This window comes from Streptomyces sp. NPDC001880 (assembly GCF_053594575.1).
On the sequence record NZ_JBSFET010000037.1, the window covers coordinates 45,983 to 64,813 of the forward strand.

Genomic DNA, 18,831 nt, shown 5'->3' on the forward strand with positions numbered 1-18,831 from the left:
CGGTGGGTGGATTCCAGGAGGGCACGGTTTTCACGCCCCGGGTTACATGTTCGAGCGGGCCGGGGAGCACGGCAGGGCGGGCGCCTCCGCCTCAGACCAGACCGCCCCCCGCGCCCCGCAGGTGGACGATGTCGCCGGCCGACACCGGTTCCTGGAGGCCGTCGTCGGTGGACAGGATCAGGCGGCCTTCGCCGTCGATCGCCACGGCCTCGGCGGTGAGCGTGCGGTCGCCGGGCAGCTGGGCCCGTACCGTCCGGCCGAGCGTCGCGCAGCCCGCCGCGTACGCCTCCTGGAGGCCGCTCGCCGCCGCGTCGCCGTCCGCCGCGCGCCACTGCGTGTACCAGTGCTCCAGCGAGCGCAGCACGCCCCGCAGCAGGGTCTCGCGGTCGGTGCAGACGGCCCCGGCCAGGGCCAGCGAGCCGGCCGTGGGGGCGGGCAGCTCATCGGCGCGCAGGGAGACGTTGATGCCCATGCCGATGACGACGCCGCCCCCGGCGCGCTCGGCCAGGATGCCGCCCGCCTTGCGCTCCACGCCCTCCACCGTGACCAGGAGGTCGTTGGGCCACTTCAGAGCCGTGTCGACGCCCGCGGCCCTCGCCAGGCCGGTCGCCGCGGCGACGCCGGTGAGCAACGGCAGCCAGCCCCACCGTTCGGCGGGGACGTCGCCCGGCTCCAGGTAGACGGAGCAGAACAGGCCCGAGCGGGCCGGAGCCGTCCAGGTGCGGTCGAGCCGGCCGCGGCCGGCGGTCTGCTCCTCGGCGACCAGCACGGTGCCCTCGTCGAGCCCGGCCGCCGCCCGCCGGGCGAGCTCGGAATTGGTGGACCCGATGGTCTCCACGACGTCGAGCGAGGTCCACAGTCCGCCCGGCCGCAGCAGTCCGCGGCGCAGCGCGGCAACGTTCAGGGGAGGCCGGCCCAGGTCCGACCAACGGTTCCAAGGCGCATCCGAAGGTGTCATGCAAGCCAGACTAGGTGTGGCAAACGACGCACTGCCGAACCGTATGGGCGCCGATACCCTACGGATCAGTAGGTGTTCAGTACCTGATCAGCAGCACAGTCGTCCCCGTGACCAGGCAGGGAGCCGCCACCCGATGTCCGAGCCGGAAGAGACCGACATCCACACCACCGCGGGCAAGATCGCGGACCTGCAGCGCCGAATCGACGAGGCGACGCACGCGGGCTCCGCGCGCGCGGTCGAGAAGCAGCACGCCAAGGGCAAGTTGACCGCGCGCGAACGGGTCGACCTGTTGCTCGACGAGGGTTCCTTCGTGGAGCTCGACGAATTCGCCCGACACCGCTCCACCAACTTCGGCATCGAGAAGAACCGCCCGTACGGAGACGGCGTCGTGACCGGCTACGGGACGGTCGACGGCCGCCCCGTCTGCGTCTATTCGCAGGACTTCACCATCTTCGGCGGCTCGCTCGGCGAGGTCTACGGTGAGAAAATCGTCAAGGTGATGGACTTCGCGCTGAAGACCGGCTGTCCGATCATCGGCATCAACGACGGCGGCGGCGCCCGGATCCAGGAGGGCGTGGCCGCGCTCGGACTGTTCGCGGAGATCTTCCGCCGCAATGTGCACGCCTCGGGTGTCGTGCCGCAGATCTCGCTGATCGTCGGACCGTGCGCGGGCGGTGCGGTCTACTCCCCCGCGATCACCGACTTCACGGTCATGGTCGACCAGACCTCGCACATGTTCATCACCGGCCCCGACGTCATCAAGACGGTCACCGGTGAGGACGTCGGCTTCGAGGAGCTCGGCGGCGCCCGCACCCACAACACCACCTCCGGTGTGGCGCACCACATGGCGGGCGACGAGAAGGACGCCATCGACTACGTCAAGTCGCTGCTGTCGTACCTCCCTTCGAACAACCTGTCCGAGGCGCCCGCCTTCCCCGAGGCGGCCGACCTCACCACCACGGACGAGGACCGCGAGCTCGACACCCTCATCCCGGACTCGGCGAACCAGCCGTACGACATGCACACCGCCATCGAGCACGTGCTGGACGACGGCGAGTTCCTGGAGACCCAGACCCTGTTCGCGCCGAACATCATCACCGGCTTCGGGCGCGTCGAGGGCTACCCGGTCGGCATCGTCGCCAACCAGCCGATGCAGTTCGCGGGCTGCCTGGACATCAACGCGAGCGAGAAGGCCGCGCGCTTCGTCCGCACCTGCGACGCCTTCAACGTGCCCGTGCTGACCTTCGTGGACGTCCCCGGCTTCCTGCCCGGTGTCGACCAGGAGTACGGCGGCATCATCCGCCGCGGCGCCAAGCTGATCTACGCCTACGCCGAGGCGACCGTCCCGCTGATCACCGTGATCACCCGCAAGGCGTTCGGCGGCGCGTACGACGTCATGGGCTCCAAGCACCTGGGCGCCGACATCAACCTCGCCTGGCCGACCGCGCAGATCGCGGTGATGGGCGCGCAGGGTGCGGTGAACATCCTGCACCGCCGGACGATCGCCGCCGCCGAGGACCAGGACGCCACCCGCGCCGAGCTGATCGCCGACTACGAGGACACGCTGCTCAACCCGTACGTGGCGGCCGAGCGCGGCTACGTCGACGCGGTGATCATGCCCTCCGACACCCGCGCCCACATCGTGAAGGGGCTGCGCCAGCTGCGCACCAAGCGGGAGTCGCTGCCCCCGAAGAAGCACGGCAACATCCCCCTCTAGAAAGGGTCCTGGCCATGATCAAGGTCGTACGGGGCAACCCGACCCCTGAGGAGCTGGCCGCCGCCCTTGCGGTGGTGCGGGCGCGCGCCGGGGCGACGCTGTCCGAAGAGCCGTCCGGTGCGCCGGACGGCGGGTCGGCGCTGCCCGGCCAGTGGTCCGACCCGGGACGCATCGCCCGGCGCACACGCCATCTGCCGGGGCCGCGGGCCTGGGCCCGGACGTACTGGCCCGGGTAGGGCCTGTCCGGCGGATCAGGGCCGGGGTCGCGGCGGGGCCTGTTTCGCACACGTTTCCGGAGGTCCGGGCCCCTTGGGGTTCGGGCCTCCGGTGCGTCCGGGCGCGACCTGGCCCGTACGCACCACGGGGGTTGAGTACCCGTACTCAGGCGCGCCGTCCGCCGCGGCAGCAGGATCGTTTCCATGCTGTGGTCCGACCCCGAGAACAAGCCGCCGAAGGAACTGCGCGACGCCCAGAAGATGATGCGTCGCGCGGGGCTGGTGCTCGCTCTCGCGATGGTGGTCGCGATGTTCTCGGTCGGAATGCGCTGAACGGGGCCGGGGCCGGAGTGGGTCCGCCTCTTCTACGATGGCGCGTATGACTGATCAGCGCCGTCTCGTGCTCGCCTCCGCCTCCCCCGCCCGTCTCGGTCTGCTGCGGCAGGCCGGTTTCGCGCCCGAGGTGATCGTCAGCGGAGTGGACGAGGACGCGCTGAGCGCCCCGACACCGGCCGAGCTGGCGCTCGTGCTCGCCGAGGCCAAGGCCGCGGCGGTGGCCGGCCGGGCGGAGGCGGCGGGCGCTCTGGTCATCGGCTGCGACTCGGTGCTCGAACTCGACGGCGATGCGCTCGGCAAGCCGGCCGACGGCGAGGAGGCCATCGCCCGCTGGAAGTCCATGCGCGGCCGGGCCGGGGTGCTGCGTACGGGCCACAGCGTGATCGACACCGCGACCGGACGCACCGCCTCGGCCACCGCCTCCACGACCGTCCGCTTCGGCGAACCGACGGACACCGAGATCGCCGCCTACGTGGCCACCGGCGAGCCGCTCCACGTCGCGGGCGCCTTCACCCTGGACGGCCGTTCGGCACCGTTCGTCGACTCCATCGAGGGCGACCACGGCAATGTCATCGGGCTCTCGCTGCCGCTGCTGCGCCGGCTGCTGGGCGAGCTGGGGATATCCGTCACCGAGCTCTGGGTCTGACCCGCGAACCGCCCTCTGAAGAGCCGGGGCCGGCCGGGGTCAGACCGGCGCCGGGGCGCTCGCTCCGGCGCCGCCGACGGGCTCGTCGGCGGACTCGTCCGCCCGGGTGCCGTACGCCACCAGCGTCAGCACGATCAGCCCGAGCACCACCATCAGGAACGCGAACGCGGCCCAGCCGACCAGGCCGACCGTCAGCGCGCCCAGCACCCCGTGCACCACGGCGCAGAGGATCAGGACGATCCGGGCGAGGCGGCCGGGAGCCCGGTCACGGATGCCGGCCAGCAGCAGGAGCAGCCCGCAGAGCAGCAGGTACAGGCCGAAGACACCGCCCATCGCCCAGGTGCCATTGGACATGACGGCGGGGTCCATCCCGGCCAGCGACATGTCCTGATTCCTGACCACCGTCGCCAGGATGCCGTTGATGAGCACGATGCCCACGGCTTCCACGAACAGCACGATCGCGGCCACGAACGCCACCGGTCTGCGCACCACGGTGCTCACCCCCTGTTACCTGCAGTACGTGCGATAGCGCGGACCCTACTAACGGGTAATGCTCCGGACAAGGGCCCGGCCGATCTCCGCGTCCGCCTCGCGCGCCACGCGTGCGCGGGCGGACTCCTCGCGCACCCGCTTGTCGCGGCTCTCGTGCGTTGGGCAAAGAATCGTTCGCCCATTAGTGGGGACTCGACAAAGAAACACGAAAAGTCGCAGCTCGTCCGAACAGAGACCTGGGCCACACCTCGTGGCTACTGTGCGGTCATGAAACCCGGCGTACCGTGGTGCCACAAGGGATTTCGCGACTTGAGCAAGCCTCGAATCACACTCCGTGTGGGCAAGCTCACCAATGGGGACGGGTCGTAGGGCCGTGTCGGTAGTCCCTAAACTCAGCTTGTTTCAAGGAGGGAGCCATCGTGCGCAAGGTGCTCATCGCCAACCGTGGCGAAATCGCTGTCCGTGTTGCTCGGGCATGCCGGGATGCCGGGATCGGGAGCGTGGCCGTCTACGCGGACCCGGACCGCGACGCTCTGCATGTGCGTGCGGCCGACGAGGCATTCGCCCTGGGCGGTGACACCCCGGCCGCCAGCTACCTGGACATGGCCAAGGTGCTCCAGGCCGCCAAGGACTCCGGGGCCGACGCGATCCACCCGGGCTACGGCTTCCTGTCGGAGAACGCCGAATTCGCCCAGGCCGTGCTCGACGCGGGCCTGACCTGGATCGGCCCGCCGCCGCAGGCGATCCGGGACCTCGGCGACAAGGTCGCGGCGCGGCACATCGCGCAGCGTGCCGGGGCCCCGCTGGTGGCCGGCACGCCCGACCCGGTGGAGGGCTCCGCCGAGGTCGTGGCCTTCGCCGAGCAGCACGGGCTGCCGATCGCGATCAAGGCCGCGTTCGGCGGCGGCGGTCGCGGGCTGAAGGTGGCGCGCACGCTGGAGGAGATCCCGGAGCTGTACGACTCCGCGGTCCGTGAGGCCGTCGCGGCGTTCGGCCGGGGCGAGTGCTTCGTGGAGCGTTACCTCGACCGGCCGCGTCACGTCGAGACGCAGTGCCTGGCCGACACCCACGGCAACGTGGTCGTGGTCTCCACCCGTGACTGCTCGCTCCAGCGCCGCCACCAGAAGCTGGTCGAGGAGGCCCCGGCCCCGTTCCTGTCGGACGAACAGAACGCGGAGCTGTACGCCGCGTCCAAGGCCATCCTCAAGGAGGCCGGCTACGTCGGCGCCGGCACGGTGGAGTTCCTGGTCGGCATGGACGGCACCATCTCGTTCCTTGAGGTCAACACCCGCCTCCAGGTCGAGCACCCGGTGACCGAGGAGGTCAGCGGCCTCGACCTGGTACGCGAGATGTTCCGCATCGCCGACGGCGAGGAGCTGGGCTACGACGACCCGGCCGTGCGCGGGCACTCCTTCGAGTTCCGGATCAACGGCGAGGACCCGGGCCGCGGCTTCCTGCCCGCCCCGGGCACCGTCACCGCCTTCGTCCCGCCGACCGGCCCCGGCGTCCGCCTCGACGCGGGTGTGGAGTCCGGCTCCGTCATCGGTCCCGCCTGGGACTCGCTGCTCGCGAAGCTGATCGTGACGGGCGCGACCCGCGAGCAGGCGCTCCAGCGTGCCGCCCGTGCGCTGGCCGAGTTCAACGTCGAGGGCATGGCCACCGCCATCCCGTTCCACCGGGCGGTCGTCACCGACCCGGCGTTCACCAGCGAACCGTTCCAGGTCCACACCCGCTGGATCGAGACCGAGTTCGTCAACGACATCAAGCCCTTCACCGCCACCGCCGAAGCGGAGGCCGAGGAGGAGACCGGCCGCGAGACGGTCGTCGTCGAGGTCGGCGGCAAGCGCCTTGAGGTCTCCCTGCCCTCGTCGCTCGGCATGAGCCTGGCCCGTACCGGACTCGCCGCGGGCGCCAAGCCCAAGCGTCGCGCCGCGAAGAAGAGCGGTTCGGCGATCTCCGGCGACACCCTGGCGTCGCCGATGCAGGGCACCATCGTCAAGCTCGCCGTCGAGGAGGGCCAGCAGGTCCAGGAGGGCGACCTGATCGTCGTCCTGGAGGCCATGAAGATGGAGCAGCCGCTGAACGCGCACCGCTCCGGCACCGTCAAGGGTCTTGCCGCCGAGGTCGGCAGCTCGATCTCCTCCGGCGCCGTCATCTGCGAGATCAAGGACTGATCGGGCGGTACCCGACGTCCCATCGGGGCCCCTGCCGAGTCGTGCGACTCGGCAGGGGCCTCTGCCGTATACGCCCTCGGCGCTGCCTCACTCCTGCGGGGGGCGATGGCATCCTGGACCCCGGGGCGGAAGAAAAGGGAGGACTGCGCAATGGCGATCAGTGCGGCACGGACACCGGCCCGGCCGATGCGTGCCGACGCGCGCCGGAATTACGGCCGGCTGCTGAGCGAGGCCCGGACCGCCTTCGCGGAGCACGGCACCGACGCTTCCCTGGAGGACATCGCGCGACGCGCGGGCGTGGGGATCGGCACGCTGTACCGGCACTTCCCGAACCGGCACGCGCTGATGAACGCGGTCTTCCAGGAGGCCCTGACGTCCCTGATCAGCCGTTCCCATGAGCTCGCGGGGGCGGAGCGGCCGTGCCGGGGCCTGGTGGAGTGGCTGGGCGCGATCATCACCCATGCGGGTGAATACCGCGGACTCGCGCAGGCGCTCATGTCGACGTCGCGGGACGAGACTTCGGCCTTGGCGCAGTGCAATGTGCCGTTGCGCGAGGCGGGGGCGGTGTTGCTGGCTCGGGCGCAGTCGAGCGGGGCCGTGCGGTCGGATGTGTCGATCGACGACCTGCTGCAGCTGACGAACGCGATCGCGCTGGCGGCCGAACAGTCGCCGGACGACCCGGAGTTGGCGGGGCGATTGCTGATGCTGACCTTGCAGGGGCTGAAGGGGCCGAACGCGGAGAAGTGTTGAGGGGCGGGGCGGGGGCCGTGCGTTGTGGTCCGCTGCGCGGGGTCTCCCTGCCCGCCCCTTCCCCCGGCCGGGCTCCGCCCCGGACCCCGCGCCTCACACGCCGACGGGGCTGGAATGTCGCCCCCGGCGATTCAAGGGGGCGGGGGCGAAGCCGGGCTTTCGCCCGGTCGGTGCAAGCATGCGGGCCCGGCGAAACCGGGCCTTCGCCCCGTCGGCGCGAGCATGCGGGCCCGGCGAAACCGGGCCTTCGCCCCCGGGCTCTACCTGCGTCGCAGGTCCGCGACCCTTGCCCGGTCTCCCTGGCCCTGCTCCGTCAGGGATGCGGCGCTCCGTAGCTGCTGCGGCCCCGGGGACCCGGGGCCGCCCCCGGGGGTGCGGCGTTGTCCGGGCAGGGGCATGTCCCGGCGGCCCTGGCGGCCGCGCGGGAGCGGCTCGGCCGCTGCGGGGCCGCTGCCCGCGCCGGCCACCGCGATCTGCACGCCCTGATCCGCCAGGGCCTGCAGTTCGGCGGCGGCGCGGTCGTCGTGGCCGGGGGGCTCGTCCGTCACCAGGCGGGTGATGAGATCCGTCGGCACCGTCTGGAACATGGTGTCGGAGCCGAGCTTGGTGTGGTCGGCCAGGACCACCACCTCCGCGGCGGCCTGCACCAGCGCCCGGTCCACGCTCGCGGAGAGCATGTTGGACGTGGAGAGGCCGCGCTCCGCGGTGAGCCCGCTCCCGGAGAGGAACGCGCGCGAGACCCGCAGGCCCTGGAGGGACTGTTCGGCGCCGCTGCCCACCAGGGCGTAGTTGGAACCGCGCAGCGTGCCGCCGGTCATCACCACCTCCACCCGGTTGGCATGCGCCAACGCCTGGGCGACCAGCAGTGAGTTGGTGACGACGGTCAGGCCGGGGATCCGCGCGAGCCGACGGGCCAGCTCCTGCGTGGTCGTACCGGCGCCGACGACGATGGCCTCGCCCTCTTCGACGAGACCGGCGGCCAGGTCGGCGATGGCCGTCTTCTCCGCGGTGGCGAGATGGGATTTCTGCGGAATGCCGGACTCCCGCGTGAAACCGCCCGGCAGTACCGCACCGCCGTGCCGGCGGTCTAGGAGTCCTTCTGCCTCCAGCGCCCGCACGTCCCGCCGTACGGTCACTTCGGAGGTCTGGACGACGCGGGCGAGCTCACGGAGCGATACCGCCCCGTTGGCACGCACCATTTCGAGGATCAATTGACGACGTTCTGCAGCGAACACAAAACTGACAGTAACGTGACCGCCCGAGTGTTTTCAGCGCTTTGCACCGAATAACAGAAGTTGCACATACAAGGGTTCACCAAGTGGTATAAGCGGTCCCGTTGTTGTTCCGTACTGACCGGACGGCGGTCATCGGACCGCCCGAGTTGCCCGGACCTCCCGGGAGTTACCGGGGTCTTCCAGGCCCCGAAAGCGTTTACGCCTCGCCCGTGTGCTTACGGGTGTGCAACTGCCGGGCCACTTCCGCGATCGAACCCGACAGGGACGGATACACGGTGAAAGCGTTTGCGATCTGTTCTACCGTCAAATTGTTGTCGACCGCTATCGAAATGGGGTGAATGAGTTCGCTCGCGCGCGGCGCGACGACACAGCCGCCGACCACGATGCCGGTGCCGGGGCGGCAGAAGATCTTGACGAAGCCGTCGCGTATGCCCTGCATCTTGGCGCGCGGATTGCGCAGCAGCGGCAGCTTGACCACCCGGGCGTCGATCTTGCCGGCGTCGACGTCGGCCTGGGTGTAGCCGACGGTGGCGATCTCCGGATCGGTGAAGACGTTCGAGGAGACCGTCTTCAGGTCCAGCGGGGCCACCGCGTCGCCGAGGAAGTGGTACATCGCGATCCGGCCCTGCATGGCGGCGACCGAGGCGAGGGCGAAGATCCCGGTGACGTCACCGGCCGCGTACACGCCCGGGGCGCTGGTACGGGAGACCTTGTCGGTCCAGATGTGGCCGGACTCCTTGAGCCTGACCCCGGCCTCCTCCAGGCCCATGCCCGCGCTGTTCGGGATCGCGCCGACCGCCATGAGGCAGTGCGAACCGGAGATGACCCGGCCGTCGGCGAGGGTCACCTCGACCCGGTCGCCGACGCGCTTGGCGGCCTGGGCGCGGGAGCGGGCCATGACGTTCATGCCACGGCGCCGGAAGACGTCCTCCAGCACGGCGGCGGCGTCCGGGTCCTCGCCCGGCAGCACCCGGTCGCGGGACGAGACGAGGGTGACGCGCGAGCCGAGCGCCTGGTAGGCGCCGGCGAACTCGGCGCCGGTCACGCCGGAGCCGACCACGATGAGCTCCTCGGGCAGCTCTTCGAGGTCGTAGACCTGGGTCCAGTTCAGGATGCGCTCGCCGTCGGGGAGCGCGTCCGGTATCTCGCGGGGGTGGCCGCCGGTCGCGATCAGCACGGCGTCGGCGGTGAGCGTCTCCTCCGTGCCGTCGGCGGCGGTCACGACGACCTTGCGGGAGCCGTCGGCGGCCTGGAGGCCCTCCAGACGACCGCGGCCGCGCGTCACACGGGCGCCGGCGCGGGTGACGGAGGCGGTGATGTCGTGGGACTGGGCGAGCGCCAGGCGCTTCACCCGTCGGTTGACCTTGCCCAGGTCGACGCCGACCACGCGGGCGGCCTGCTCGACGTGGGGGGTGTCGTCCGCGACGATGATGCCCAGTTCCTCGTACGAGGAGTCGAAGGTGGTCATCACCTCCGCCGTCGCGATCAGCGTCTTCGAGGGCACGCAGTCGGTGAGCACGGACGCGCCGCCGAGACCGTCGCAGTCGACGACGGTCACCTCCGCGCCGAGCTGGGCGGCCACCAGTGCCGCCTCGTAGCCGCCGGGTCCGCCGCCGATGATCACGATCCGGGTCACGAAAAGTCCGCCTCGCGTATGTCATCCCGCGGCCGTCTGCTGCCCCGGCCGGGGGTCCGGGGGAGCGCCCCGGGGGAATGCAGTACGTACTTCATTGTCCCGCACCCGCCAAGGTGCTTCGCCCCGGGGCCCTCCATACGTGCGCCGGGGCGTGCGCGCCGGGGCCCCGGGGCGGGAAGCGGAACCCTGCGAGTGGTCTTCCGTACCGGAGTCCCCGTTGCCCCCGTCACCTCCCGTACCCTCGAACCCATGTCGCTCTACGCCGCGTACGCCGGCAACCTCGACGCGCGGCTGATGACGCGCCGCGCACCGCATTCCCCGCTGCGCGGCACCGGCTGGCTCAACGGCTGGCGGCTGACCTTCGGCGGGGAGCAGATGGGCTGGGAGGGCGCGCTCGCCACGGTGGTGGAGGCCCCCCGTTCCCAGGTCTTCGTGGCGCTGTACGACCTGGCACCGATGGACGAGGACTCCATGGACCGGTGGGAGGGTGTCGGCCTCGACGTCTACCGCCGGATGCGGGTGCGGGTGCACACCCTGGACGGCGAGGAGCCGGCCTGGATGTACGTGCTGAACGGCTACGAGGGCGGGTTGCCGTCCGCCCGCTATCTGGGTGAGATCGCCGACGCGGCGGAGTCCGCGGGCGCGCCGCACGACTATGTGATGGAACTGCGCAAGCGTCCCTGCTGAGCGACCCACCAGCGCTTTTGTGTGAAAGTACGAGCAATTGTGCGCAGACTCTGCGCAAGGGCATCTACGCGCGTAGGGAATCTCCGGTTACCCTCATCCGCGTGAACGCATCAGTTATTCCGGACCACATCCAGGGCGACCCGTACGCCGCCGCCGCCGACGCCGCCGCCCGCCTGCGCGAGCTGACCGGTGCCGAGACCCACGACGTCGCGCTCGTGATGGGTTCCGGCTGGGCGCCCGCGGGCGATGCGCTCGGCACTCCGGAGGCCGACTTCCCGGTGACCGAGCTGCCCGGTTTCCCGGCGCCCGCCGTGCAGGGGCACGGCGGCAGGATCCGCTCGTACCGGATCGGCGAGAAGCGTGTCCTGGTCTTTCTCGGCCGCACGCACTTCTACGAGGGCCGGGGCGTCGCCGCAGTCGCACACGGGGTCCGTACCGCCGTCGCGGCCGGGTGCGGGACCGTCGTCCTGACGAACGGCTGCGGCGGTCTGCGCGAGGGCATGCGCCCCGGTCAGCCGGTACTGATCAGCGACCACATCAACCTGACGGCGGCCTCCCCGATCGTCGGCGCCAACTTCGTCGACCTGACCGACCTGTACTCGCCGCGGCTGCGCGCGCTGTGCAAGGAGGTCGACGAGACGCTCGAAGAGGGCGTGTACGTGCAGTTCACCGGCCCGCACTACGAGACGCCGGCCGAGATCGGCATGGTCCGCGTGATGGGCGGCGACCTGGTCGGCATGTCCACCGTGCTCGAAGCCATCGCCGCACGCGAAGCCGGCGCCGAGGTGCTGGGCATCTCGCTGGTCACCAACCTCGCGGCCGGGCTGAGCGGGGAGCCGCTCAACCACGAAGAGGTGCTGCAGGCGGGGCGGGACTCGGCGGCCCGGATGGGTTCGCTGCTGGCCCGGGTGCTCGACCGGATCTGAGCCCCCGCGCCCCGCACGCCGGCGAGGCCGGATTCCCACACCGCAGAAAGGCGGACACCGTGCTGCAGGACCTCATCACGCAGGCCAGGACATGGCTCGCGGAGGACCCCGATCCCGAGACCCGCGAGGAGCTGGCCGGGCTCATCGAAGCCGCGGCCGCCGGGAGTACCGACGAGCTCGCCGCACGGTTCTCCGGCACCCTGCAGTTCGGCACCGCCGGGCTCCGCGGTGAGCTGGGGGCCGGGCCGATGCGGATGAACCGCTCCGTCGTCATCCGGGCGGCGGCCGGGCTCGCCGCTTACCTGAAGGCGCAGGGGCACAGCGGTGGGCTCGTCGTCATCGGGTACGACGCCCGGTACAAGTCCGCCGACTTCGCCCGCGACACCGCGGCCGTGATGACCGGCGCGGGCCTGCGGGCGGCGGTGCTCCCCCGCCCGCTCCCCACCCCCGTACTCGCGTACGCCATACGGCACCTGGGCGCCGTCGCGGGCGTCGAGGTGACCGCCAGCCACAATCCGCCGCGGGACAACGGCTACAAGGTCTACCTCGGCGACGGCTCGCAGATCGTCCCCCCGGCGGACGGCGAGATCGCCGACGCGATCGCCGCGGTCGGCCCGCTCGACGGCGTGCCCCGCCCCGACGGCGGCTGGGACGTCCTCGGCGAGGAGGTCCTGGCGGCCTATCTGGCCCGTACGGACACCGTGCTCGCCACCGGGTCGCCGCGTACCGCCAGGGTCGTGTACACGGCCATGCACGGGGTCGGTACGTCCGTGCTGACCGCCGCCTTCGACCGGGCCGGGTTCCCCGCCCCGGTGCTCGTCGCCGAGCAGGCCGAGCCCGACCCGGCGTTCCCGACCGTCGCCTTCCCCAACCCGGAGGAGCCCGGCGCGATGGACCTCGCCTTCGCGACGGCGCGCCGCGCGGACCCCGACCTCGTCATCGCCAACGACCCGGACGCCGACCGCTGCGCCGTCGCCGTCCCGGACCCCGGTGCCGACGGCGGCTGGCGGATGCTGCGCGGCGACGAGGTGGGGGCGCTGCTCGCCGCCCATCTGGTGGACCGGGGCGCCACCGGCGTCTTCGCCGAGTCGATCGTCTCGTCCTCGCTGCTCGGCCGGATCGCCGAGAAGGCGGGCAACGGCTACGAGGAGACGCTGACCGGCTTCAAGTGGATCGCCCGGGTCGACGGACTGCGGTACGGGTACGAGGAGGCGCTCGGCTACTGCGTGGACCCCGAGGGCGTGCGCGACAAGGACGGGATCACGGCCGCGCTGCTCGTCGCCGAACTCGCCTCCGTGCTCAAGGAGCAGGGGCGTACGCTCCTCGATCTCCTCGACGACCTCGCGGTCGCCCACGGGCTGCACGCCACCGACCAGTTGTCGGTCCGGGTGAAGGACCTGTCGGTCATCTCGGACGCCATGGCGCGGCTGCGCGAGCAGCCTCCGACCGCGCTCGCGGGACTCGCCGTCAGCTCCGCCGAGGACCTGGCGCGGGGCACGGAGCAGCTGCCGCCCACCGACGGGCTCCGCTACCACCTCCGGGGCGCCCGGGTGATCGTCCGCCCGAGCGGCACCGAGCCGAAGCTCAAGTGCTATCTGGAGGTCGTGGTGCCGGTCGGTTCGGCGGACGAGCTGCCGGCGGCTCGTGCGAAGGGTGCGGAACTGCTCGCCGGGATCAAGCGCGATCTGGCGGCCGCGGCCGGGATCTGAGCATGAGTGAAGCCCGCACCGGCACGGTGCGGGCTTCACCCGACAGCCTCTCAGCCGGCCGCGAGCAGCACCACGAGCAGCACCGCGCCCACCACCGCCGGCGCGAACACCTCGTACGCCCAGCGCACCGAGACGGACGGCTCCGTGGAGTCCGTGGCCGCCGAGGAGGCACGCGCGCCCTGCTTCGCCCGCTCCACCAGTTCGCGCAGGTCGGCCATGGTCTGGTCGGCCGACGCCATCCGGGCCTTGGTGTCGCGGACATCGGCCTGCGCGGAGGTGCGGTCGTACGGGTCGTCCAGCGACCGGCGGGACTGCTGCCGGGCCGCCTTCTTCCGCTGCCGCAGCGAGACCGGCACCGCCCACAGCTGGTACTTGGCGCCGCCCTCGGTGAACAGCTCGCTCGAATATCCGGCCCGCAGATCGGCGACCTCGGTCCACGGCATGGTGATCGTCCGGAACGGGTTGCGGATCCGGATGCGCCGGTCGTTGGCGAGCACGACGGGCCGCAGCGTGAACGCGACGACCAGCGGCACCGAGGTCAGCATCCCCGCCACCGCCAGCCACGGCACCCGGCCGTCCCCCCGGATCGCGGCGTCCCCGCCGATCCAGAAGATGAGCAGAAGCAGCAGCACACCCCCGACGATCCCGGCGGGCGAGCGGAAGGTCCGGTCGGCGTAGACCGGCTCGGCGGATGGTGTGGGGCTCGTCATGGGCCCGATTCTGCCTGACGGGCACACGGTGCGCCGGGGCGGCTGCCCCGGGACCGCGTCCCGCGCGGAGAGGTGGTCCCCCTGTACAGGTCGCTACGCGCGTAGATATGCTCCTCTGGTGACCATGCCCACCACAGCTCCTGCATTCTCCGACGCGACCGCGTCCGACAGTGCGCTGCGCCGCTTCCTGCACGGGCTGCCCGGCGTCGACGCCGTCGGCCTCGAAGCGCGCGCCGCGTCCCTCGGCACCCGTTCGATCAAGACGACGGCCAAGGCCTACGCCATCGACCTGGCCATCTCGATGATCGACCTGACGACGCTGGAAGGCGCGGACACCCCGGGCAAGGTCCGGGCCCTCGCCGCCAAGGCCGTCCATCCCGACCCGACCGACCGCACGACCCCGCGCACCGCGGCGGTCTGCGTCTACCCCGACATGGCGGCGACCGCCGTCGCCGCGCTGGCCGGTTCCGGTGTGAAGGTGGCGTCGGTGGCGACGGCCTTCCCCGCCGGCCGCGCCGCGCTCGACGTGAAGCTCGCGGACGTCCGCGACGCCGTGGCCGCCGGGGCCGACGAGATCGACATGGTGATCGACCGGGGAGCCTTCCTCTCCGGCCGCTATCTGAAGGTGTACGAGGAGATCCTCGCCGTGAAGGCGGAGTGCGCGCGGGCCGACGGCACCGACGCCCGCCTGAAGGTGATCTTCGAGACGGGCGAGCTGTCCACGTACGACAACATCCGCCGCGCCTCCTGGCTCGGCATGCTGGCCGGCGCCGACTTCATCAAGACCTCGACCGGCAAGGTCGGGACGAACGCCACGCCCGCGAACACCCTGCTGATGCTGGAGGCCGTGCGCGACTTCCGCGCGCAGACCGGTGTGCAGATCGGCGTGAAGCCGGCCGGCGGCATCCGCACGTCCAAGGACGCGGTCAAGTTCCTGGTGCTGGTGAACGAGACCGTGGGCGAGGACTGGCTGGACAACCACTGGTTCCGTTTCGGCGCCTCCAGCCTGCTGAACGATCTGCTGATGCAGCGCCAGAAGCTCAGCACCGGCCGTTACTCCGGCCCCGATTACGTGACGGTGGACTGATCCCCATGGCATCTGCATTCGAGTACGCCCCCGCCCCCGAGTCCCGCTCGGTCGTCGACATCGCCCCCTCGTACGGGCTGTTCATCGACGGCGAGTTCACCGAGGCGGCCGACGGCAAGGTCTTCAAGACCGTCTCGCCGAGCAGCGAAGAGGTGCTCTCCGAGGTCGCGCAGGCCGGCGCCGCCGATGTCGACCGGGCCGTGAAGGCGGCCCGCAAGGCGTTCGAGAAGTGGTCGGCGCTGCCCGGCTCCGAGCGCGCCAAGTACCTCTTCCGGATCGCCCGGATCATCCAGGAGCGCAGCCGCGAGCTCGCCGTCCTCGAAACCCTGGACAACGGCAAGCCGATCAAGGAGACCCGCGACGCGGACCTCCCGCTGGTCGCGGCGCACTTCTTCTACTACGCGGGCTGGGCCGACAAGCTGGACCACGCCGGCTACGGCGCGAACCCGCGCCCGCTCGGTGTCGCGGGCCAGGTCATCCCGTGGAACTTCCCGCTGCTCATGCTCGCGTGGAAGATCGCCCCGGCGCTCGCCACCGGCAACACGGTGGTTCTCAAGCCTGCCGAGACGACCCCGCTCTCCGCGCTGTTCTTCGCGGACATCTGCCGCCAGGCGGGCCTGCCCAAGGGCGTCGTGAACATCCTCACCGGGTACGGCGACGCGGGCGCCGCCCTCGTCGCGCACGAGGACGTGAACAAGGTCGCCTTCACCGGCTCGACCGCGGTCGGCAAGGCCATCGCCCGCCAGGTCGCGGGTACGGACAAGAAGGTCACCCTCGAACTGGGCGGCAAGGGCGCCAACATCGTCTTCGACGACGCCCCGGTCGACCAGGCCGTCGAGGGCATCGTCACCGGCATCTTCTTCAACCAGGGCCAGGTCTGCTGCGCGGGCTCGCGGCTCCTGGTCCAGGAATCGGTCCAGGACGAGGTGCTGGACGCGCTGAAGCGCCGGCTGTCCACGCTCCGGCTCGGCGACCCGCTGGACAAGAACACCGACATCGGCGCGATCAACTCCGCGGAGCAGCTCGCCCGGATCACCGCACTCGCCGAGACGGGCGAGGCGGAGGGCGCCGAACGCTGGACCGCCCCCTGCGAACTCCCCTCCGCCGGTTACTGGTTCGCCCCGACGCTGTTCACCGGCGTCACCCAGGCGCACACCATCGCCCGCGACGAGATCTTCGGCCCGGTGCTGTCGGTGCTGTCGTTCCGCACGCCCGACGAGGCGGTCGCCAAGGCCAACAACAGCCAGTACGGCCTCTCGGCCGGCATCTGGACGGAGAAGGGCTCCCGCATCCTCGCGGTGGCGAACAAGCTCCGGGCGGGCGTCGTCTGGGCCAACACGTTCAACAAGTTCGACCCGACCTCGCCCTTCGGCGGCTACAAGGAGTCGGGCTTCGGCCGCGAAGGCGGCCGTCACGGCCTGGAGGCGTACCTCGATGTCCGATAACCGTCTGAGCGTCTTCAAGACCTACAAGCTGTACGTCGGGGGCAAGTTCCCCCGCTCCGAGAGCGGCCGGGTGTACGAGGTGACGGACTCGAAGGGCAAGTGGCTGGCGAACGCCCCCCAGTCCTCCCGCAAGGACGCCCGCGACGCGGTCGTGGCCGCCCGCAAGGCGTTCGGCGGCTGGTCGGGAGCGACCGCGTACAACCGCGGCCAGATCCTCTACCGCATCGCGGAGATGCTGGAGGGCCGCAAGGACCAGTTCGTACGGGAAGTGGCGGACGCGGAGGGCCTGTCGAAGTCCAAGGCGGCGGCCGTCGTCGACGCGGCGATCGACCGCTGGGTCTGGTACGCCGGCTGGACCGACAAGATCGGCCAGGTCGTGGGCGGAGCGAACCCGGTCGCGGGCCCGTTCTTCAACCTGTCCACCCCCGAGCCGACCGGTGTGGTCACGGTCCTGGCGCCCCAGGAGTCCTCGTTCCTGGGCCTGGTCTCGGTCATCGCCCCGGTGATCGCGACCGGCAACACGGCCGTGGTCATCGCTTCGGCGGCCTCCCCGCTGCCCGCGCTCTCGCTGGGCGAGGTGCTGGCCACCTCCGATCTGCCGGGCGGAGTGGTGAACATCCTGTCCGGAAGGACCGCGGAGATCGCCGCGCCGCTCGCCGCCCACCAGGACGTCAACGCCATCGACCTCACGGGCGCCGACGCCGCACTGGCGAAGGAGCTGGAGACCGCGGCGGCGGACAACCTGAAGCGCGTCCTGCGTCCACAGCCCGTCGAGGGCGGCGGCGCCACGGACTGGACGGCCGACCCGGGCACCCACCGCCTGACGGCCTTTCTGGAGACCAAGACGGTCTGGCACCCGACGGGCGCCCTGGGCGTCTCGGGCTCCTCGTACTGACCGGATCCCCGCACGGCAACGGCCTGTTCCTCCGGCACCCCGGGGGAACAGGCCGTTGCGCGTCGCTCAGCCGCCGTGCAGCGCCTGCGCCACCGGCCCGGCCAGCGGCAGGTCCTTCAGCGCACCACCGCTGGTCAGCGGGTCGGTGACGACGGTCGTGGACAGCGGCTTGAAGTCGGCGACCTGGGTACCCACCGCGTTGTCCAGCGGATCCATGCCGGTGCCGGCCAGCGGGTCGAGCCGCTGATGCGTCACCGGCGCGATGCCGTTGCCGAGCGAGTCGCCGAGCGCCCCGGTCACCGCGCCCCCGGCGACCTCCCCGGCCTCACCGAGGCCGGTGTCGGCGCCCACGACCGGCACGTGGGGCAGCGGCGCCGCCTGGGCCGCCGCACCCCCCGCACCGAGCGCGGCACCCACCGCGGTGACGGTCAGGCCTGCCCTCAGCAGAGCGCGGCGCCGGGACTTGGAAAGTGCATGACGTGCCATGGAGTTCCCATCCGATCGAGACGTCGAGTAATCATCCGAGTGCGCAGAGTAGTTGAGTGGTGATGCTCGATACCAACACGGCCACCGGGGGATCCCCTGCACGGGTCAATGCCTCACACTCGTGTTCTGTGAATTCCCAACCGATCCCGACCCGCGTGGTGCTGCTCGCGGGCCCTTCCGGCTCCGGCAAGTCCTCTCTCGCCGCCCGCACCGACCTGCCGGTGCTGCGCCTGGACGACTTCTACAAGGAGGGCGACGACCCCACGCTGCCGCTCGTTCCCGGCAGTACGGACATCGACTGGGACTCCGCGCAGTCCTGGGACGCCGACGCCGCGGTCGCCGCGATCGAGGAACTGTGCCGCACGGGTCGCACCCACGTCCCGGTCTACGACATCGCCACCAGCTCCCGGGTCGACCGGGAGGCACTCCACATCGAGCGCACGCCGCTGTTCGTGGCCGAGGGGATCTTCGCGGCGGACATAGTCGAGCGGTGCCAGGAACTGGGCGTGCTGGCGGACGCGCTGTGCCTGCGCGGCCGTCCGACGACGACGTTCCGCCGCCGTCTGCTGCGGGATCTGCGCGAGGGACGCAAGTCGGTGCCGTTCCTGCTGCGGCGCGGCTGGCGGCTGATGCGGGCGGAGCGGCGGATCGTGGCTCGGCAGACGGCGCTGGGCGCGCACCCCATGACGCCATGTCATGCGCGAAGTCGGTGATGTCCCGGTAGAGC

At 71.4% G+C, this 18,831-nt stretch carries 19 protein-coding genes; 13 read left to right on the plus strand and 6 right to left on the minus strand.

Annotation, left to right across the window (positions count from 1 at the left end):
* Positions 1–91 precede the first annotated feature (91 nt).
* Entirely contained in the window at positions 92–958 is an 867-nt protein-coding gene (locus ACWCQ6_RS20800; protein WP_451091214.1) for a biotin--[acetyl-CoA-carboxylase] ligase, read from the minus strand.
* 133 nt (positions 959–1,091) lie between these two features.
* Here ACWCQ6_RS20800 and ACWCQ6_RS20805 point away from each other — a divergent pair, with 133 nt between their 5' ends.
* From ACWCQ6_RS20805 to ACWCQ6_RS20820, 4 genes are all read left to right on the plus strand, one after another.
* Positions 1,092–2,675, plus strand: coding sequence for an acyl-CoA carboxylase subunit beta (locus ACWCQ6_RS20805; RefSeq protein ID WP_451091216.1), 1,584 nt, complete (start codon positions 1,092–1,094; stop codon positions 2,673–2,675).
* A 14-nt stretch (positions 2,676–2,689) separates the two neighbouring features.
* Positions 2,690–2,911 carry an acyl-CoA carboxylase epsilon subunit gene (locus ACWCQ6_RS20810; protein ID WP_451091218.1) on the plus strand — a complete coding sequence of 74 codons (222 nt, stop codon included), beginning with the start codon at positions 2,690–2,692 and terminating at the stop codon, positions 2,909–2,911.
* Positions 2,912–3,094: 183 nt separating this feature from the next.
* The gene (gene mmpB, locus ACWCQ6_RS20815) at positions 3,095–3,223 is read left to right on the plus strand and encodes a morphogenic membrane protein MmpB (protein ID WP_451091220.1); all 129 of its coding nucleotides are present in this window, start codon (positions 3,095–3,097) and stop codon (positions 3,221–3,223) included.
* A 37-nt stretch (positions 3,224–3,260) separates the two neighbouring features.
* The gene (locus tag ACWCQ6_RS20820; protein WP_451091222.1) at positions 3,261–3,872 is read left to right on the plus strand and encodes a nucleoside triphosphate pyrophosphatase; all 612 of its coding nucleotides are present in this window, start codon (positions 3,261–3,263) and stop codon (positions 3,870–3,872) included.
* A gap of 39 nt (positions 3,873–3,911) precedes the next feature.
* On the opposite strand, the gene ACWCQ6_RS20825 is transcribed toward ACWCQ6_RS20820, so the two are convergent.
* The gene (locus ACWCQ6_RS20825) at positions 3,912–4,373 is read right to left on the minus strand and encodes a hypothetical protein (RefSeq protein ID WP_451091224.1); all 462 of its coding nucleotides are present in this window, start codon (positions 4,371–4,373) and stop codon (positions 3,912–3,914) included.
* 410 nt (positions 4,374–4,783) lie between these two features.
* Here ACWCQ6_RS20825 and ACWCQ6_RS20830 point away from each other — a divergent pair, with 410 nt between their 5' ends.
* Both ACWCQ6_RS20830 and ACWCQ6_RS20835 read left to right on the plus strand, forming a co-directional pair.
* Positions 4,784–6,538 carry an acetyl/propionyl/methylcrotonyl-CoA carboxylase subunit alpha gene (locus ACWCQ6_RS20830; protein ID WP_451091226.1) on the plus strand — a complete coding sequence of 585 codons (1,755 nt, stop codon included), beginning with the start codon at positions 4,784–4,786 and terminating at the stop codon, positions 6,536–6,538.
* A 186-nt stretch (positions 6,539–6,724) separates the two neighbouring features.
* Positions 6,725–7,288 carry a TetR/AcrR family transcriptional regulator gene (locus tag ACWCQ6_RS20835; RefSeq protein WP_451091228.1) on the plus strand — a complete coding sequence of 188 codons (564 nt, stop codon included), beginning with the start codon at positions 6,725–6,727 and terminating at the stop codon, positions 7,286–7,288.
* 260 nt (positions 7,289–7,548) lie between these two features.
* Here ACWCQ6_RS20835 and ACWCQ6_RS20840 read toward each other — a convergent pair whose 3' ends face one another.
* Both ACWCQ6_RS20840 and ACWCQ6_RS20845 read right to left on the minus strand, forming a co-directional pair.
* Entirely contained in the window at positions 7,549–8,523 is a 975-nt protein-coding gene (locus ACWCQ6_RS20840; protein ID WP_451091230.1) for a DeoR/GlpR family DNA-binding transcription regulator, read from the minus strand.
* Positions 8,524–8,719: 196 nt separating this feature from the next.
* The gene (locus ACWCQ6_RS20845; protein ID WP_451091232.1) at positions 8,720–10,159 is read right to left on the minus strand and encodes an NAD(P)H-quinone dehydrogenase; all 1,440 of its coding nucleotides are present in this window, start codon (positions 10,157–10,159) and stop codon (positions 8,720–8,722) included.
* Positions 10,160–10,408: 249 nt separating this feature from the next.
* On the opposite strand from ACWCQ6_RS20845, the gene ACWCQ6_RS20850 reads away from it, so the two are divergent.
* The 3 genes from ACWCQ6_RS20850 to ACWCQ6_RS20860 all read left to right on the plus strand — a co-directional run bounded on the left by ACWCQ6_RS20850 (position 10,409) and on the right by ACWCQ6_RS20860 (position 13,481).
* On the plus strand, positions 10,409–10,846 hold the full coding sequence (locus ACWCQ6_RS20850) for a gamma-glutamylcyclotransferase (protein ID WP_376233340.1): 438 nt from the start codon (positions 10,409–10,411) through the stop codon (positions 10,844–10,846).
* Between the two features lie 101 nt (positions 10,847–10,947).
* Positions 10,948–11,772, plus strand: coding sequence for a purine-nucleoside phosphorylase (locus ACWCQ6_RS20855; RefSeq protein WP_451091234.1), 825 nt, complete (start codon positions 10,948–10,950; stop codon positions 11,770–11,772).
* A 59-nt stretch (positions 11,773–11,831) separates the two neighbouring features.
* Positions 11,832–13,481 carry a phospho-sugar mutase gene (locus tag ACWCQ6_RS20860; RefSeq protein ID WP_451091236.1) on the plus strand — a complete coding sequence of 550 codons (1,650 nt, stop codon included), beginning with the start codon at positions 11,832–11,834 and terminating at the stop codon, positions 13,479–13,481.
* A gap of 50 nt (positions 13,482–13,531) precedes the next feature.
* On the opposite strand, the gene ACWCQ6_RS20865 is transcribed toward ACWCQ6_RS20860, so the two are convergent.
* On the minus strand, positions 13,532–14,191 hold the full coding sequence (locus ACWCQ6_RS20865; protein WP_451091238.1) for a PH domain-containing protein: 660 nt from the start codon (positions 14,189–14,191) through the stop codon (positions 13,532–13,534).
* Between the two features lie 124 nt (positions 14,192–14,315).
* On the opposite strand from ACWCQ6_RS20865, the gene deoC reads away from it, so the two are divergent.
* The 3 genes from deoC to ACWCQ6_RS20880 are packed head-to-tail and all read left to right on the plus strand — an operon-like array spanning position 14,316 to position 17,618.
* Positions 14,316–15,278: a deoxyribose-phosphate aldolase gene (deoC, locus tag ACWCQ6_RS20870; protein ID WP_451091248.1), complete on the plus strand. Its 963-nt coding sequence runs from the start codon at positions 14,316–14,318 to the stop codon at positions 15,276–15,278.
* A 5-nt stretch (positions 15,279–15,283) separates the two neighbouring features.
* Complete coding sequence (locus tag ACWCQ6_RS20875) at positions 15,284–16,723, plus strand: aldehyde dehydrogenase family protein (RefSeq protein WP_451091240.1); 1,440 nt, start codon at positions 15,284–15,286, stop codon at positions 16,721–16,723.
* Positions 16,713–17,618 carry an aldehyde dehydrogenase family protein gene (locus tag ACWCQ6_RS20880; protein ID WP_451091242.1) on the plus strand — a complete coding sequence of 302 codons (906 nt, stop codon included), beginning with the start codon at positions 16,713–16,715 and terminating at the stop codon, positions 17,616–17,618. Before ACWCQ6_RS20875 ends, ACWCQ6_RS20880 begins: the two co-directional genes overlap by 11 nt.
* Before the next feature lie 66 nt (positions 17,619–17,684).
* On the opposite strand, the gene ACWCQ6_RS20885 is transcribed toward ACWCQ6_RS20880, so the two are convergent.
* Entirely contained in the window at positions 17,685–18,104 is a 420-nt protein-coding gene (locus ACWCQ6_RS20885; protein WP_451091244.1) for a hypothetical protein, read from the minus strand.
* Positions 18,105–18,166: 62 nt separating this feature from the next.
* On the opposite strand from ACWCQ6_RS20885, the gene ACWCQ6_RS20890 reads away from it, so the two are divergent.
* Complete coding sequence (locus ACWCQ6_RS20890) at positions 18,167–18,817, plus strand: uridine kinase family protein (protein WP_451091250.1); 651 nt, start codon at positions 18,167–18,169, stop codon at positions 18,815–18,817.
* Positions 18,818–18,831 lie beyond the last annotated feature (14 nt).